Source organism: Atlantibacter subterraneus, assembly GCF_007570865.1.
GTDB lineage: Bacteria > Pseudomonadota > Gammaproteobacteria > Enterobacterales > Enterobacteriaceae > Atlantibacter > Atlantibacter subterraneus.
This window is the reverse complement of sequence record NZ_VLPS01000010.1, coordinates 25,550-40,607: the sequence shown is the minus strand read 5'-3', so window position 1 is coordinate 40,607 and position 15,058 is coordinate 25,550. Positions and strand designations below refer to the sequence as shown.

Here is a 15,058-nt window from a genome sequence, read left to right as displayed (position 1 = left end):
GTAATGCTAACACAGCCCCACCTGTACGGCGAGGCTGTCGGGGGGCGAATATCAATGACCGGGGAACGGAACCAGGCTGAAGCAGTCGATGCCCGCCTGTTGCAGGCGCTGCTCGCCGCCGAGGTCAAACAGGTTGATGATAAACGCGGCGTCTTTCACTTCACCGCCGAGGCGGCGGATCAGCTTCACGGTGGCATCAATGGTGCCGCCGGTGGCCAGCAGGTCGTCAACTACCAGTACTTTATCGCCGGGCTTGATCGCATCAACGTGGATTTCCAGCTGATCGGTGCCGTATTCCAGCTCATAGCTTTCTGCGATGGTTTCGCGCGGCAGTTTACGCGGCTTGCGTACCGGGACAAAACCGACGCCCAGCGCCAGCGCGACCGGCGCGCCGAACAGAAAACCACGCGCTTCAGTACCGACAACTTTGGTGATACCGGCATCTTTGTAGCGCTCGGTCAGCAGTTCGATACTTAACGCGTAAGCTTTGGGGTCTTCCAGCAGGCTGGTAACGTCACGAAACAGGATGCCCGGCTTCGGGTAATCCTGGATGCTTTTAATACTGTCTTTAAGAAATTCAAGCTGCTGTGCAGTCGCGGTCATAATTACATGCCTGATTAAAACGGGTTGACTCACAAGGCACGCCAAAGGGGTCAAACGCGGTTTTGCTTAAGCGTTAACCAGGGCGTGTCTGTTGCCGAAAACGCCAGAATGTACTGGCTGAGCCATCGAAATGCAACCACTCAGATGCGGGTTCAGGAGTTTTGTTGCTTTTCGTCAATCACCGGGATGCGCCACATAAAGATCAGCAGGCAGCCGAGGATGGTTAATAACAAAATACGCACCCAGAACATTTTTACCAGCCATAGCGACACGGCAAATGTAACAAGAATAAACGCAATCGCCCGGGGCTTAGCGCCGCGCGGCATCGCTTTATGCTGCTGCCAGTAGCGCAGATAGCCGCCGAACCAGGAGCGGTACAGCAGCCAGTGGTGAAAACGCGGCGAAGAACGAGCAAAGCACCAGGCCGCCAGCAGTAAAAAAGGGGTTGTGGGAAGCAAAGGGAGCACCACGCCAAGCGTCGCGAGCACTACCGCAATCCAGCCAATGATGATTAAAATAAGTCGTTGCATAGTCGCTTCCACAGAGTCACGTCGGCTACTGTAGCACAGCGCGCACGACACACAGCGGAGAGCGAATGAAAACCGACCGATTATTACAATCGCTACAAACGCAGTTACAGCAACTTTGTCAAACCCTTGAACCGCTGGCGCAGCACCGCACGCTGTCGGCGCGCTTTGACCAGCAGCTTTTCCAGACCCGCTCTACGCTTATCAATGATTATTTGCAGGAGTGCTGGCACAACCTGGACGCCTTAACCCTGCACGTTCGGGAACAAAAAACTGAACAAGTCGCCTGGCTGGCGGAGCATCTTGTTGCCCAGATGGAGGCGTTGGCTCGCGAAGGGGCGACATGGTCGTTGCGCCACTATGACAGCGCCCATCTGCCTGCGGGCCGCCGTCACGCGCAATTGTTGCAGCATCAGGAATATGAGCGCCGCCTGCTGGCGATGAAGCAGCAGCGCGAAGCCCAGTTACGTAACGTCGAAACGCTACAGGCGCAGCAGCGATTACATAAAGAGATTGAGGCGCTCGATGGCCGTCTGGCGCGCTGTCGCCATGCGCTGGCTGGCATTGAGCGCGCGCTGGCGCGGCAAACGCGTTAACCCACAGGAGAAAACCGTGTCCCTTGAGAACGCCCCCGATGACGTCAAACTGGCGGTGGATTTAATTATGCTGCTGGAAACGCACAACATTGCGCCGGATACGGCGTTAAGCGCGCTGGAAATGGTGCGGCAGGATTTTTTGCGTAAGCAGCGGGAAGCGGAGAAAGCAGAGTAAGTCTCCTCTCCTGCCGGTAACGTTGCAGGAGAGGCCGGTGAATCAGATTGCCGCGTCGTCTTCTTCGCCGGTGCGGATACGCACCACGCGCGCCACATCAAATACGAAGATTTTGCCGTCGCCGATTTTGCCGGTCTGGGCGGTGCGGATAATGGTATCCACGCAGGTATCGACGATATCGTCGGTGACCACGATTTCAATTTTCACCTTCGGCAGGAAATCCACCATATATTCCGCGCCGCGATACAGCTCGGTGTGCCCTTTCTGGCGGCCAAAACCTTTCACTTCGGTCACGGTCATCCCGGTGATGCCGACTTCAGCCAGCGCCTCGCGCACATCATCCAGTTTGAAAGGTTTAATAATTGCATCGATCTTTTTCATGGTGAACCCTTAACTCATCTCGCCTGAGGCACAGTTATCTACGCGTAATCGGTTGCTCACCGTACCATATGTTGAGGCCGGTTTGGCAGCAAAACTACTCTTTAAAATCATTTGCATCGAGTTCATGGCGGGCAAGCAGTTTGTAGAACTCGGTGCGGTTGCGCCCGGCCATTCGCGCGGCGTGGGTCACATTGCCTTTGGTGATCTGCAAAATCTTGCGCAGGTAGTTGAGTTCAAACTGGTTACGCGCCTCGACAAAGGTCGGCAGCACCGAGTTCTCCCCTTCCAGCGCCTGGCCAACCAGCGCTTCGCTGATCACCGGCGCGGAGGTCAGCGCCACGCACTGCTCAATCACGTTCACTAGTTGGCGCACGTTGCCGGGCCAGCTTGCCGCCATCAGGTATTTCATGGCTTCGGTGGAAAAGCGCCGCACGAAAGGTTTATGGCGATCCGCCGCCTGGCGCAGCAGATGGTTTGCCAGCAGCGGAATATCTTCCGCCCGTTCGTTGAGCGCGGGGATTTTCAGGCTCACCACGTTCAGGCGGTAATACAGATCCTCGCGGAATTCGCCGCGCGCCATCGCTTTGGGGAGATCCCGGTGGGTGGCGGAGATAATGCGCACATCAATATCAATGTCGCGGTTGCTGCCGAGCGGGCGCACCTTGCGCTCCTGCAATACGCGTAACAGCTTGACCTGCAACGGGATCGGCATATCGCCAATCTCATCAAGAAATAGCGTACCGCCTTCCGCCGCCTGGAACAGGCCCTCCCGGCTGCTCACCGCGCCGGTAAACGCGCCGCGCGCATGGCCGAACAGTTCCGACTCCAGCAGTTGCTCCGGCAGCGCGCCGCAGTTAATGGCGATAAAGGCTTTTTTGGCCCGCGGGCTGGCGTTGTGGATGGCTTGTGCCAGCACCTCTTTACCCGTCCCGCTCTGGCCGTTGATCAGCACGCTGACGTCAGATTGCGCCACCATCCGCGCCTGTTCCAGCAGGCGCAGCATAATGGGGCTGCGGGTAACAATGGTGTTTTGCCATTCGTCATCACCGCCGACGCTCTTGTGCGCCAGCGCGTCGTCAATGGCCTGATACAGCGCGTCTTTATCCACCGGTTTGGTGAGGAAGCTGAACACGCCCTGCTGAGTCGCCGCCACCGCATCGGGGATCGAGCCGTGAGCGGTAAGGATGATCACCGGTAAACCGGGCTGCACTTTCTGGATCTCGCTGAACAGCGCCATGCCGTCCATCTCATCCATGCGCAAATCGCTGATCACCAGATCGATCTGCTCACGGCCCAGCACTTTTAAGCCTTCCGCGCCGCTTTCGGCGGTTTGCACGCTGTAGCCCTCGCTGGTCAGGCGTAAACCTAACAGCTTGAGCAGGCCGGGATCGTCATCCACCAGCAGTAAGCGCGCCGGTTTATGTTGCGTCATGGTTTTGCCTCCTGCGTATCGGCGGGGGGGTCCTTATCATCTGGTGCAGCCGCCGGATGCGTGGCGTCAGGCAGTTCGCCACCCGACGTTTTGCGTGAAGAGAGCCGGCGTTCGATATCGGTCAGATTTTCCAGCTTCCGGGTAACCAGCGCCAGCTGGCTGTGCAGGTGCTGCTGCTGTTCGCGCAGGGTATCCAGTTCGCTATCACTGGTTTGCTGCAGTTTGGCGTAGCGACTGCGCTCTTCAGCCAGCTGCAACTGTGCAGCCTGGTTGTCTCGCCACACCTGATACAGCGGACGGATTTGCGCAGGGATATCTGCCGAGAGTTCATCTAAACGGGTGACATAACGACGGCGTTCACCAGGCGATATTTTGGCGCTGGAAAGCAGAATGCCGCGCTTGAACGTGGCCTGCCAGGTATCGTCCTGTAAAGCCCGCGCTTCGGCGCGCGCGTCGGCAGGAGCGAGACGCTCCGCGCAGTCTATTCCACGCAGCCAGTACAGCGGATTGCTGTCGCTGTCACGTCCTGACAGCGACCAGATCTCCTGACAATCTGTAGAGAGGAAATCCGCCACCTGGCGTTCAGGGTAGGTATGCTGATGTTTGTCTATTTTGCTGTGGATCGCGTCCGGGACGCAGCCGCTGAGCAGCAGAACAGCCAGCGTGCTGCCTGCCACAGGCCGCAATAAAACGGGATTCAAAGACGACGCCGCGCGCCGCCATAGGCTGCTAAAAAATAAATTCATGATGACGATTTTTCCGGGTCACAGACAGGCAATTCAATGCGGAAACAGACATCGGCGGTCTTATCGTCCACCAGATGAAGTTCTCCATGCATCCGTCGAATACAATCCTGGGCGATGCTCAGCCCCAGGCCACTGCCTTTAACCGCCCCTTTTCGTTGATGGCTTCCCTGAAAGAATGGCTCAAAAATCATGTCGCGTTCAGCGGCGGGGATCGGCGTGCCGCTGTTGGCCACATCAATCCGCACCCGGTTGCCGACCTGTCGGCTGCGAAGATAAATGTTACCGGATTCGCTCCCATAGTGCACCGCATTGGAATAGAGATTATCTATTACGCTCATCAATAACATAGGTTCAGCCTGGCAGGCGGCGGCTTCCAGTGCCAGATCGGTACGCATCATTTTTGCCCGGGCCGGGAGGCTGTGGGCGGAGATAACCATATCGATTAAGGGCTCCAGCTCAACGTTCTCCAGTTCAATGACGCCATCCGCCAGTTTGCGGTTGTAATCAAGCAGTTGTTCGATCAGTTTTTGCAGATTACGGCTGCTGGCGTCGAGGATCTGCACCACCTCCTGCTGTTCTGGCGTTAGCGGCCCTACAACCTGATCGGCCAACAGATCGGTGCCTTCACGCAGGCTGGCGAGCGGTGTTTTCAGTTCGTGGGAGATGTGGCGTAAAAACTGATGGCGCTGGGATTCAAGCCAGGAAAGGCGCTCGCTCAGCCAGACCACCCGCTGCCCTACGGAACGCAGTTCGCGCGGGCCTTTGAACATCGCCGTATTGCCCAACGATTCCCCTTCCCCCAGCCGGTTAATCATTCGCTCAATGCCCTTAACCGGGCCGATGATCATGCGGGTAAACAGCATCACCAGACCGAGGCTCACCAAAAACAGGATCATCGCCTGCCAGCCAAAAAATTGCCCACGCGAAGCGATGTCCTGCTGCAACTGCTGCCCACGGGAAAACACCACGCTGCGGGTGGTTTGCACCAGTTCGGTATTGGCTTTGGCGAAGGCTTCCAGATTATCGTCAGCGGCATCGGCGAGGCCGCTGTTTTTGCATTGCAGCTGCGCCAGCGCATCAAGATTGGTTTTTAACCGCTGATAAAGGCTTTTGTCCGGCAGGACCAATGCATGGGATTCGAGCATCTGCGCGTAACGCTGGCGTTGAACCTGATAGACCTTTTCGAGGGTGGCGTCATCCAGCACGCAATACTGGCGATAGCTGCGCTCCATTTCCAGCGCAGCGTTGGTCATGGCTTCGCTGCGCCGCGCGTCTATCAGAGTGGTACGGTTGGTGCGCGCCGCCTGTTCACTGAGATCGTTCAGGCTCTGCCAGGCCTGCCAGGCCAGCACCAGCAAGGGCAGCAAGATCAGTAAAAAGGCCATAACGACCAGTTGACGCAGCGAGCGGGGAAAAAGGGACCAGCGTTTCACCAGGATTCTCGTATCGTGAAGTGATACCCGGATGCTAGCCGACGCGGCGGGTGCAGGAAAGCCCGAAACGCAGAAACAACAAAGGCAGGGAAAAATCCCTGCCTTTGTCACGAAATAGGCGGTGCCTTACTCAACGTGTCGCCCGGGGTCAGATAAAGCAATGCTGTTATCAATAGTTGGACGGCAGGCACCTGTTTGTGCGTCATTCGAGGTTTATGTAGCGCTCACGTGGGGCTGACATAAGAAGGTGAATGAGCCACTGACTTATATTATGCAGGTATCGTGCCAAAAAGCGAGATGAGATTTTACGATACTGATAAATAGATGTTTTTAGGAGATTACAACTTTTAACCGCACTGGTACTTTCGTATCAGATTTGTCGTCAAAAGGAAACACACCCTGGCCCCAAATAAAATTACTATAGAAATCAAAAAAATAAGCGTCTCCATTTGGAGACGCTTCATCTGCCGCTTTGTCGCGGTTTAGCGACAGCTTCAGTTACGGGAAGTTAGAACGGGTTCAACCTGCCGAACGTTAACCTAACTGCTTGCGTGCGTTACGGAAGATACGCATCCACGGGCTGTCCTCTCCCCAGTTTTCCGGATGCCAGGAATTGCTGACGGTACGGAAGACGCGCTCAGGATGCGGCATCATCAGCGTTACGCGACCGCTTTCGCTGGTAACCGCGGTGATCCCGTTCGGCGAGCCGTTCGGGTTAGCCGGGTAGGTTTCAGTAACTTTACCGAAGTTATCCACATAGCGCAGCGCCACCAGGCCTTTGCTTTCCAGCTGCGCCAGGTGGGCATCGTCACGCACTTCCACGCGGCCTTCGCCGTGAGAAACCGCAATCGGCATCCGCGACCCGGCCATACCGTCCAGAAGCAGCGACGGGCTGGAGGTGACTTCCACCAGGCTGAAGCGCGCTTCGAAGCGGTCTGAGTGGTTACGCACAAAGCGCGGCCACAGGTCGCTACCCGGGATCACTTCGCGCAGGTTGGACATCATCTGACAACCGTTGCAGACGCCCAATGCCAGCGTTTGCGGGCGATGGAAGAAGGTTTCGAACTCGTCGCGCACGCGGGTGTTGAACAGAATCGATTTCGCCCAGCCTTCGCCCGCACCCAGCACGTCGCCGTAGGAGAAACCGCCACAGGCCACCAGCGCCTGGAAGGATCCCAGTCCGGTGCGGCCCGCCAGCAGGTCGCTCATATGCACGTCGATGGCGTCAAAGCCTGCGCGATAAAACGCTGCCGCCATCTCCACATGGGAGTTAACCCCCTGCTCGCGCAGCACCGCCACTTTCGGACGCGCCCCGGTGGCGATAAACGGCGCGGCGATATCTTCCGCGATATCAAAGCTGAGTTTTACGTTGAGACCCGGATCGCTGTCGTTAGCTTTGGCGTCGTGTTCCTGATCCGCACACGTCGGGTTATCACGCAGGCGCTGCATCTGCCAGGTGGTTTCCGCCCACCACATACGCAGCGTGGTGCGGCTTTCGCTGAACACCGCATGGCCGTCGGCGGTCAGGGTGAAACGATCCCCGGCTACCGCTTTACCCAGATAGTGAACGCAATCGCCCAGACCGTGGGTTGTCAGGATCTGCTCAACCGCTGCGCGATCCGCTGCCGCCACCTGGATCACCGCACCCAGCTCTTCGTTGAACAGCGCTGCCAGACGATCGTTGCCCAGCGTGGCGATATCCGCCTCAACGCCGCAGTGGCCGGTGAAGGCCATTTCCGCCAGCGTTACCAGCAGGCCGCCGTCGGAACGGTCGTGGTAGGCCAGCAGTTTACGCTGCGCTACCAACGCCTGGATGGCGTCGTAGAAGCCTTTCAGCTTCGCCGGGTCGCGCACGTCAGCTGGTTTATCCCCCAGTTGACGGTATACCTGCGCCAGCGCGGTGGCACCCAGCGCGTTATGTCCTTCGCCCAGATCGATCAGCAACAGGGCGTTATCGTCGGTGGAAAGCTGCGGCGTCACCGTATGGCGCACATCCTCTACGCGGGCAAAGGCGGTTATCACCAGCGACAGCGGAGAGGTCATTTCGCGGGTTTCATTGCCTTCCTGCCAGCGGGTTTTCATCGACATCGAGTCTTTGCCCACCGGAATGGTCAGGCCCAGCTGCGGACATAGCTCTTCGCCCACGGCTTTCACCGCATCGTACAGGCCGGCGTCTTCGCCAGGGTGGCCTGCGGCGGCCATCCAGTTCGCCGACAGCTTGATGCGTTTGATATCGCCAATCTGGGTCGCCGCGATGTTGGTCAGCGCTTCCCCGACCGCCAGGCGACCGGAGGCGGCGAAGTCCAGCAGCGCCACCGGCGCACGTTCGCCGAGGGACATCGCTTCGCCATAATAGCTGTCGAGGCTGGCGGTGGTCACCGCGCAGTTCGCAACCGGGATCTGCCACGGGCCAACCATCTGGTCGCGCGCCACCATACCGGTCACGGTACGATCGCCGATGGTCACCAGGAAGGTTTTCTCTGCCACCGTCGGCAGATGCAGCACGCGGTTAACCGCATCGGCAATGGAGATAGCAGCGCAGTCCAGCGCCTCGCCCGTCGCCTGCAGGCGCTCGACGTTGCGGGTCATTTTCGGGGTTTTGCCCAGCAGCACGTCCAGCGGCATATCGATAGGCTGATTGTCAAAGTGGCTGTCGTTGAGCGTCAGGTGCTGTTGTTCGGTGGCCTCGCCAATTACCGCATACGGCGCGCGTTCGCGGCGGCACAGCTCGTCGAATAGCGCCAGCTGCTCTGGTGCGACCGCCAGCACGTAGCGCTCCTGGGATTCGTTACACCAGACTTCCAGCGGGCTCATGCCCGGCTCGTCGTTCAGAATATCGCGCAGTTCGAAACGCCCGCCGCGCCCGCCATCGCTGACCAGCTCCGGCATGGCGTTGGACAGACCGCCCGCGCCAACGTCATGAATAAACAGGATCGGGTTAGCGTCGCCCAGCTGCCAGCAGCGGTCGATCACTTCCTGGCAGCGGCGTTCCATTTCCGGGTTGTCACGCTGTACCGACGCGAAATCCAGATCGGCATCAGACTGGCCGGAGGCCATCGATGACGCCGCGCCGCCGCCCAGACCGATATTCATCGCCGGGCCGCCCAGTACGATCAGCTTCGCGCCCGGCGGTATTTCACCTTTTTTAACGTGATCGGCGCGGATGTTGCCAATGCCGCCCGCCAGCATGATCGGCTTGTGGTAGCCGCGCAGCTCAACGCCGTTGTGGCTGTTGACCTGCTCTTCATAGGTACGGAAGTAGCCGTTCAGCGCCGGACGGCCAAATTCGTTGTTGAACGCCGCGCCGCCTAACGGGCCTTCGGTCATGATATCCAGCGCGCTGACAATACGCTCCGGCTTGCCAAAATCCTCTTCCCACGGCTGTTCAAAGCCCGGGATGCGCAGGTTGGATACCGAGAAACCCACCAGCCCCGCTTTCGGTTTCGCACCGCGCCCGGTCGCGCCTTCATCGCGGATTTCACCGCCTGAACCGGTGGCTGCCCCCGGCCATGGGGAAATCGCCGTCGGGTGGTTATGGGTTTCGACCTTCATCAGGATATGCGCGGCTTCCTGGTGGAAATCATATTTACCGGCCTGGTGGTCCGCGAAGAAACGCCCCACTTCGGAACCTTCCATTACCGCCGCGTTGTCTTTATAAGCCGACAGCACGTGGTCCGGAGTCTTCTCAAAGGTATTTTTGATCATTTTGAACAGCGACTTCGGCTGCTGTTCACCGTCAATCACCCAGTCGGCGTTAAAGATTTTATGGCGGCAATGTTCGGAGTTGGCCTGAGCGAACATATACAGTTCGATATCGTTCGGGTTACGCCCCAGATTAGTAAACGCATCCTGCAAATAGTCGATTTCATCTTCGGCCAGCGCCAGGCCGAGACGAATGTTGGCCTGTTCCAGCGCGGCGCGTCCCTGCCCTTGCAGATCGACGCTCTGCACCGGCGCAGGCTGATGATGGGCAAACAGCTGCTCCGCCTGGTCCAGCGAGGTAAACACGGTTTCCATCATACGGTCATGCAACCCGGCGGCAACCTGCTGCCACTGGGCCTCGGTCAGGGTGCTGGCTTCGACATAGTACGCCACACCGCGCTCAAGGCGCTTAACGCTTGCCAGGCCGCAGTTGTGGGCAATGTCGGTGGCCTTGGAAGACCAGGGGGAGATGGTGCCGGGACGCGGCGTGACCACAATCAGGCGGCCTGACGGCGCATGGCTGCTGAGATTCGGGCCATATTTTAACAGGCGTTCGAGTTGCGCGTGTTCTTCAGCAGTGAGTGGAGCGGTGATGTCAGCAAAATGAACATACTCGGCGTAAATGTCACTCACCGGCAGGTGAGCATCGTTAAAGCGGGCCAGCAGTTTGTTAATACGAAATGCCGACAAAGCGGGCGAACCACGCAGAATTTCCATCATCAAAACTCTCTCGTCTTCGGGCGTGAGCGGCGCTCACAGGGGCGCAAGGGGGAAAACGGGCGTCATTATAAAGAATCCGGCACGCCGACGAAACCGTTTGCGTAGAAATAAAATCGTCAATCGATAGCGCCTATAAATGTGATTGAAAGCGTGAATAAGTTGCCTCGTGCGGTTTTATTAAGCAAAATGCCGCTCATTCAACAATAAAAACCGCACGTTCATGACGATATTTAGCTGAGACATTTTCCAGCACAGAGAATTAACTATTTGAAAAAATTAAAGATTAATTATCTGTTTATCGGCATCGTTACCTTGCTTCTGGCAGTGGCGCTTTGGCCCTCCATTCCATGGTTTGATAAAGCCGAGAATCGTATCGCCGCGATTAAAGCTCGGGGAGTATTACGCGTCAGTACCCTGTCCAGCCCGCTAATTTATAACCGGGTGAATGACAAAGTGGTGGGGCTGGATTATGAACTCGCCCAAAGCTTTGCCGATTATCTGGGCGTGAAGCTGCAAGTTACCGTACGTCCCACCATCAACAAGCTGTTCGACGATCTGGATAACGGTAATGCCGATATCCTGGCCGCGGGCCTGGTTTATAACCAGGAGCGTAGCAAAAACTATCAGCCCGGCCCGACTTATTATTCGGTATCACAACAGCTGGTGTACCGGGTGGGCAATACACGGCCTAAGACGCTGGCCGATATCAATGATACGCAGCTTACTATCGCGCCCGGACACGTCGCCGCCAACGATCTCCAGGCGCTCAAAGAGAGTAAATACCCCGATTTAAGCTGGCGCGTGGATGAGCACAGCAACAGTAACGCCCTGCTGGGGAAAGTCGCAGACGGGACGCTGGATTACACTGTCGCCGATTCGGTTGCGATTAATTTGTTCCAGCGCGTGCATCCGCAAATTGCGGTGGCGCTGGATATCACCGACGAGCAGCCGGTCACCTGGTTCAGCCTGCGCGATGGAGATAACACGCTGTCCGCCGCCCTGCTCGACTTCTTCGATCGGATCACCGAAGACGGCACTCTGGCGCGGCTGGAAGAAAAATACCTTGGGCATGGCGATGATTTTGATTATGTCGATACCCGCAGCTTTTTACGGGCGGTAGACAGCATTCTGCCGGACCTCCAGCCGCTGTTTGAAAAATACGCCACGGACATTGACTGGAAACTGCTGGCGGCCATCTCTTACCAGGAATCCCACTGGGACCCGCAGGCCACCTCGCCCACCGGGGTGCGCGGCCTGATGATGCTCACCCGCAATACGGCGCAGAGTCTGGGCTTATCCGATCGGCTCGATCCGGAGCAAAGTATCAGCGGCGGCGCGCGCTATTTAAAAGATATGATGGGTAAAGTGCCGGAAAGCGTGCCCGAAGAGGAGCGCATCTGGTTTGCGCTGGCGGCGTACAATATGGGTTATGCCCATATGCTGGACGCCCGCACCCTGACGGCGAAGCAGAAGGGCAATCCGGATAGCTGGGCCGATGTGAAGCAGCGGTTGCCGCTGCTCAGCCAGAAGCCGTACTACACGAAAACCGCCTACGGCTACGCGCGCGGTCACGAAGCCTACGCGTATGTGGAAAACATCCGTAAATATCAAATCAGCCTGGTGGGATATTTAATGGAGAAAGAGAAGCTGGCCGAACAGCAGCGCCAGCTCGCGGAGGCTTACCCCGTCGCGCTGCCGGGAGAGATGCCCGCTAATCCTTTCGCAATGCTTCCTTTTGGGCCTTTTTCTCAAGCCGTCGTACCCGAAAGAACTCGCTTAACAACGCCGAACACGTTGGGGCAAGCACCCCCTCAATAATCTGCATATGGTGATTCATTTGCGGATGGGCTGGAATATTCATCAGCGATCCGACTGCGCCGGTTTTAGCGTCACGCGCGCCGAACACCAGAGTGCCGATACGGCTGTGCACCATCGCCCCGGCGCACATGATGCAGGGTTCAAGGGTCACATATAGCGTGGTATTTAACAGACGATAGTTTTGCAACACCATGCCGCCCTGGCGCAACGCCATGATTTCCGCATGGGCGGTGGGATCGTGGCGGCCAATGGGGCGGTTCCACCCTTCGCCGATGACGCGATTATCCTGCACCAGTACCGCGCCGACCGGCACTTCCCCTTCATCCCAGGCCCGCTGCGCCAGGGTTAATGCATGGCGCATCCAGTATTCATGGGAAAATTCAGTCTCTGACACGCTGCACTCCAGGCGAAAAAAAGCGGGCGCATTATACCGAAAATCCGTTGGCGTGCATGCGCAAGACGCAATCCGATGCGCATTATTCCAGTTGCTGGAGCTCGCCGCGCGGGGTCACGCGCCAGCGGTGCTGGCAGAAATAGAGCAGCGGGTTATCCTGGCGCGAATCGCTGTAACCGCTGTACAGGCGCAGAGGCGTACCGATTTGCTGCTCAAGCTGCGCCACTTTTTCATGGCCCAGGCAGCGCAGCGTCAGCACCCAACCGCCGTGGCGACGGTCGATCATGCTCGCGATGATTTTCACTTTCGGCAGCCAGGGGGTATCAAAATAAACCTGCTCCACCAGCGGCAGCGGCGAGCCGGTAATCAACCAGACGTCGGCGTCCGAGCTTTCCAGATAGGCGGTAAGGCGTTCATGTACTACCGGGAAGGTGATCACCTGGCCGCGGAACCAGGCAACGAACTCCTGCTCAAGCTGCTTCAGGCGCGCTTCGCTGTGCCCAAAGGTACATCCCCACAGCAGCAAACTCATGGGCCAGCGCGCCGCACGCCCTTTGATTGCCAGCGCAATCAGAATGACCGGCAATAAGGGGATGACAATCAGCAAATTTAACGGCTGGCGGCGTAATAAAAAGCGTAAAAATGTGCCAAACATATCCTGCTGATGCAGGGTGCCGTCCAGATCGAAAAACACTACCCGACGTTCATTATTTGCCAAACCTCGCTCCTCTGGACTGTTAGCTCCTGGGCCTGTCACGTAACTGCATCTTATTAGCCTAACAGATAGCGCCTGATTTTTCCGGTTACCTGCTGCGCCGCTTGCCTGGCGTAGCCATAATCCAGGTTGCGCCTCAGAATATTTAATTCATAATAATAAGTAATAATGGAATATATAATTCGTTAAGGCGAGTGAATGACCTTCTCTTCTTCTGAGCGGCGCGAGCCTGCGGAGTCTTTCATGAACTGTTTGATTCGTATTCGTCAGCGTTATCCTAACCTTGCGCAAAGCGATCGCCGTCTGGCCGAATTCATCCTGACTCATCCCGACAGAGCCAGGCACTTAAGCTCTCAACAGCTGGCGGAAGCGTCGGGCGTCAGCCAGTCAAGCGTAGTGAAATTCGCCCAGAAACTGGGATATAAAGGCTACCCTGCACTGAAACTGGCAATTAGCGATGCGCTGGCTGGCAATCCCAACCCTCACTCCATCCCGGTGCATAATGAAATTCTGGGCGATGACCCGCTGCTGCTGGTTGGCGAAAAGCTGATCAAAGATAATATCGCGGCGATGCATGCCTCGCTGGATATTAACAGCGAAGACAAACTGGCGGAGTGCGTACAACTACTGCGCAATGCCAGGCGCATTGTCTTAACCGGGATCGGCGCATCCGGGCTGGTAGCGAAAAACTTTTCCTGGAAGCTGATGAAAATCGGCCTGAATGTGGTGGCGGAACAGGACATGCATGCCCTGTTAGCGGCAGTCCAGGCGTTAGATGAAAAAGACGTTATGCTGGCGATTTCTTACTCAGGGGAACGGCGGGAAATAAATCTGGCGGCAGATGAAGCGTTACGCGCCGGAGCAAAAATCATCGCCATTACGGGTTTTACCCCTAACGCTTTACAGCAGCGCGCGACGCGTTGTCTTTATACCATCGCAGAAGAACAGGCGACGCGCAGTGCCGCTATCTCTTCGACCAGCGCGCAAATGATGCTTACCGATTTATTATTTATGGCTCTGGTACAGCAGGACCTTGAAAAAGCGCCAGAGCGTATTCGGCACAGTGAAGCGCTGGTGAAGAAACTGGTGTAAATAATCAGGTTGCGCGGCCTACTGCCGCGCAGGCATGCACAGATAATTAAGCTGTGGCAGTAAATAATAATTTAAAAAATGATAAATAGTTTTTATGTTTTAAAAACAGAAACAGTCAGTAGAATAACGCCGATACTGGATGTTAACTTTTACCTGACGCACAACAATCCATCAACATGCTTGTCAGCAGCCCCCAGGATAATATAATCCCCACGCCTTACGGGCTATTTTAATAAAGGAGACCCTCATTGGGCCACTCATAAGGGACGCGAAAATGAAGCATAATCCATTGTTATTCTTGTATTTATTATTCACCACCGGTATTTCATATGCTGCTGAAATCCCGGTATTGGGCGATGGCAAAGCAGAGAGCCACCAGGTTTGCGGAAAAAGCATTGACGTGCAAATAAGAAAACTCAGTGACAATTTCTTACTCATTGGGCTTGTGAATAATAAAACGCAGAGCAGAGATCTATTTAGATCGCAGGAACCTGTTAGCGTTGACTTGAAATATACTAAGTTTATCCCGGTGCATTTCGATAATCTTTCAAAGAATTTCATCGAAGAAGAAAAACCAGAAATTGAAATTGTCTGGGGTAGTGCGATGAATGACAAAAAGGAAGCCAACTATACTCTTGCACTCGGCCCGGAAGTCTATGACTGCGGCCTTCTGCAAAAGTGGCCGCATGAAGCGGCAAATATCCTGTATGGCGAAGCTAAATAA

Annotated in this window: 14 protein-coding genes and 1 pseudogene; 6 read left to right on the top strand and 9 right to left on the bottom strand. The window is 56.3% G+C overall.

The window, feature by feature from the left end:
• Nucleotides 1–51 precede the first annotated feature (51 nt).
• Both apt and FND52_RS19405 read right to left on the bottom strand, forming a co-directional pair.
• Nucleotides 52–603, bottom strand: coding sequence for an adenine phosphoribosyltransferase (gene apt, locus FND52_RS19410; RefSeq protein ID WP_125293944.1), 552 nt, complete (start codon nt 601–603; stop codon nt 52–54).
• Nucleotides 604–755: 152 nt separating this feature from the next.
• On the bottom strand, nt 756–1,133 hold the full coding sequence (locus FND52_RS19405) for a DUF454 family protein (protein WP_125293945.1): 378 nt from the start codon (nt 1,131–1,133) through the stop codon (nt 756–758).
• Between the two features lie 65 nt (nt 1,134–1,198).
• On the opposite strand from FND52_RS19405, the gene priC reads away from it, so the two are divergent.
• Together priC and rsmS are read left to right on the top strand one after the other, a co-directional pair.
• The gene (priC, locus tag FND52_RS19400) at nt 1,199–1,726 is read left to right on the top strand and encodes a primosomal replication protein PriC (RefSeq protein ID WP_144132719.1); all 528 of its coding nucleotides are present in this window, start codon (nt 1,199–1,201) and stop codon (nt 1,724–1,726) included.
• A gap of 16 nt (nt 1,727–1,742) precedes the next feature.
• Nucleotides 1,743–1,901: a pleiotropic regulatory protein RsmS gene (gene rsmS, locus FND52_RS19395; protein WP_125293947.1), complete on the top strand. Its 159-nt coding sequence runs from the start codon at nt 1,743–1,745 to the stop codon at nt 1,899–1,901.
• A 42-nt stretch (nt 1,902–1,943) separates the two neighbouring features.
• Here the strand turns inward: rsmS and glnB are convergent, their stop codons facing one another.
• The 5 genes from glnB to purL form a co-directional block, all read right to left on the bottom strand.
• Entirely contained in the window at nt 1,944–2,282 is a 339-nt protein-coding gene (gene glnB / locus FND52_RS19390; protein WP_002438074.1) for a nitrogen regulatory protein P-II, read from the bottom strand.
• Nucleotides 2,283–2,376: 94 nt separating this feature from the next.
• Nucleotides 2,377–3,714, bottom strand: a complete 1,338-nt coding sequence (glrR, locus tag FND52_RS19385; RefSeq protein ID WP_125293948.1) for a two-component system response regulator GlrR — start codon at nt 3,712–3,714, stop codon at nt 2,377–2,379.
• Nucleotides 3,711–4,460 carry a two-component system QseEF-associated lipoprotein QseG gene (gene qseG, locus FND52_RS19380; RefSeq protein WP_144132717.1) on the bottom strand — a complete coding sequence of 250 codons (750 nt, stop codon included), beginning with the start codon at nt 4,458–4,460 and terminating at the stop codon, nt 3,711–3,713. The genes glrR and qseG overlap by 4 nt, the downstream gene beginning before the upstream one ends.
• Nucleotides 4,457–5,893 (bottom strand): sensor histidine kinase, encoded by a 1,437-nt coding sequence (locus FND52_RS19375; protein WP_144132715.1) that lies wholly within the window; start codon nt 5,891–5,893, stop codon nt 4,457–4,459. The genes qseG and FND52_RS19375 overlap by 4 nt, the downstream gene beginning before the upstream one ends.
• Before the next feature lie 534 nt (nt 5,894–6,427).
• Nucleotides 6,428–10,315, bottom strand: coding sequence for a phosphoribosylformylglycinamidine synthase (gene purL / locus FND52_RS19370; protein ID WP_144132713.1), 3,888 nt, complete (start codon nt 10,313–10,315; stop codon nt 6,428–6,430).
• 22 nt (nt 10,316–10,337) lie between these two features.
• On the opposite strand from purL, the pseudogene FND52_RS21980 reads away from it, so the two are divergent.
• Both FND52_RS21980 and mltF read left to right on the top strand, forming a co-directional pair.
• A pseudogene (locus FND52_RS21980) lies at nt 10,338–10,430 on the top strand (hypothetical protein); the annotation flags it as partial.
• 152 nt (nt 10,431–10,582) lie between these two features.
• Entirely contained in the window at nt 10,583–12,133 is a 1,551-nt protein-coding gene (gene mltF / locus FND52_RS19365; RefSeq protein ID WP_144132711.1) for a membrane-bound lytic murein transglycosylase MltF, read from the top strand.
• Here the strand turns inward: mltF and tadA are convergent.
• A complete protein-coding gene (gene tadA, locus FND52_RS19360; protein WP_125293953.1) occupies nt 12,027–12,527 on the bottom strand; it encodes a tRNA adenosine(34) deaminase TadA in 501 nt (166 codons plus the stop codon). The two genes, mltF and tadA, sit on opposite strands and share 107 nt — an antisense overlap.
• A gap of 82 nt (nt 12,528–12,609) precedes the next feature.
• Nucleotides 12,610–13,245 carry a phosphatidylglycerophosphatase C gene (yfhb, locus tag FND52_RS19355; RefSeq protein WP_125293954.1) on the bottom strand — a complete coding sequence of 212 codons (636 nt, stop codon included), beginning with the start codon at nt 13,243–13,245 and terminating at the stop codon, nt 12,610–12,612.
• Nucleotides 13,246–13,485: 240 nt separating this feature from the next.
• On the opposite strand from yfhb, the gene FND52_RS19350 reads away from it, so the two are divergent.
• Nucleotides 13,486–14,334 carry a MurR/RpiR family transcriptional regulator gene (locus FND52_RS19350; protein WP_125293955.1) on the top strand — a complete coding sequence of 283 codons (849 nt, stop codon included), beginning with the start codon at nt 13,486–13,488 and terminating at the stop codon, nt 14,332–14,334.
• Nucleotides 14,335–14,608: 274 nt separating this feature from the next.
• A complete protein-coding gene (locus tag FND52_RS19345) occupies nt 14,609–15,058 on the top strand; it encodes a hypothetical protein (protein WP_144132709.1) in 450 nt (149 codons plus the stop codon).

What these genes read in the sequence shown, in the direction of transcription:
- apt (WP_125293944.1), bottom strand. Translation starts at nt 603, where the DNA reads ATGACCGCGACTGCACAGCAGCTTGAATTTCTTAAAGACAGTATTAAA.
- FND52_RS19405 (WP_125293945.1), bottom strand. Translation starts at nt 1,133, where the DNA reads ATGCAACGACTTATTTTAATCATCATTGGCTGGATTGCGGTAGTGCTC.
- priC (WP_144132719.1), top strand. Translation starts at nt 1,199, where the DNA reads ATGAAAACCGACCGATTATTACAATCGCTACAAACGCAGTTACAGCAA.
- glnB (WP_002438074.1), bottom strand. Translation starts at nt 2,282, where the DNA reads ATGAAAAAGATCGATGCAATTATTAAACCTTTCAAACTGGATGATGTG.
- glrR (WP_125293948.1), bottom strand. Translation starts at nt 3,714, where the DNA reads ATGACGCAACATAAACCGGCGCGCTTACTGCTGGTGGATGACGATCCC.
- qseG (WP_144132717.1), bottom strand. Translation starts at nt 4,460, where the DNA reads ATGAATTTATTTTTTAGCAGCCTATGGCGGCGCGCGGCGTCGTCTTTG.
- purL (WP_144132713.1), bottom strand. Translation starts at nt 10,315, where the DNA reads ATGATGGAAATTCTGCGTGGTTCGCCCGCTTTGTCGGCATTTCGTATT.
- FND52_RS19350 (WP_125293955.1), top strand. Translation starts at nt 13,486, where the DNA reads ATGAACTGTTTGATTCGTATTCGTCAGCGTTATCCTAACCTTGCGCAA.
- FND52_RS19345 (WP_144132709.1), top strand. Translation starts at nt 14,609, where the DNA reads ATGAAGCATAATCCATTGTTATTCTTGTATTTATTATTCACCACCGGT.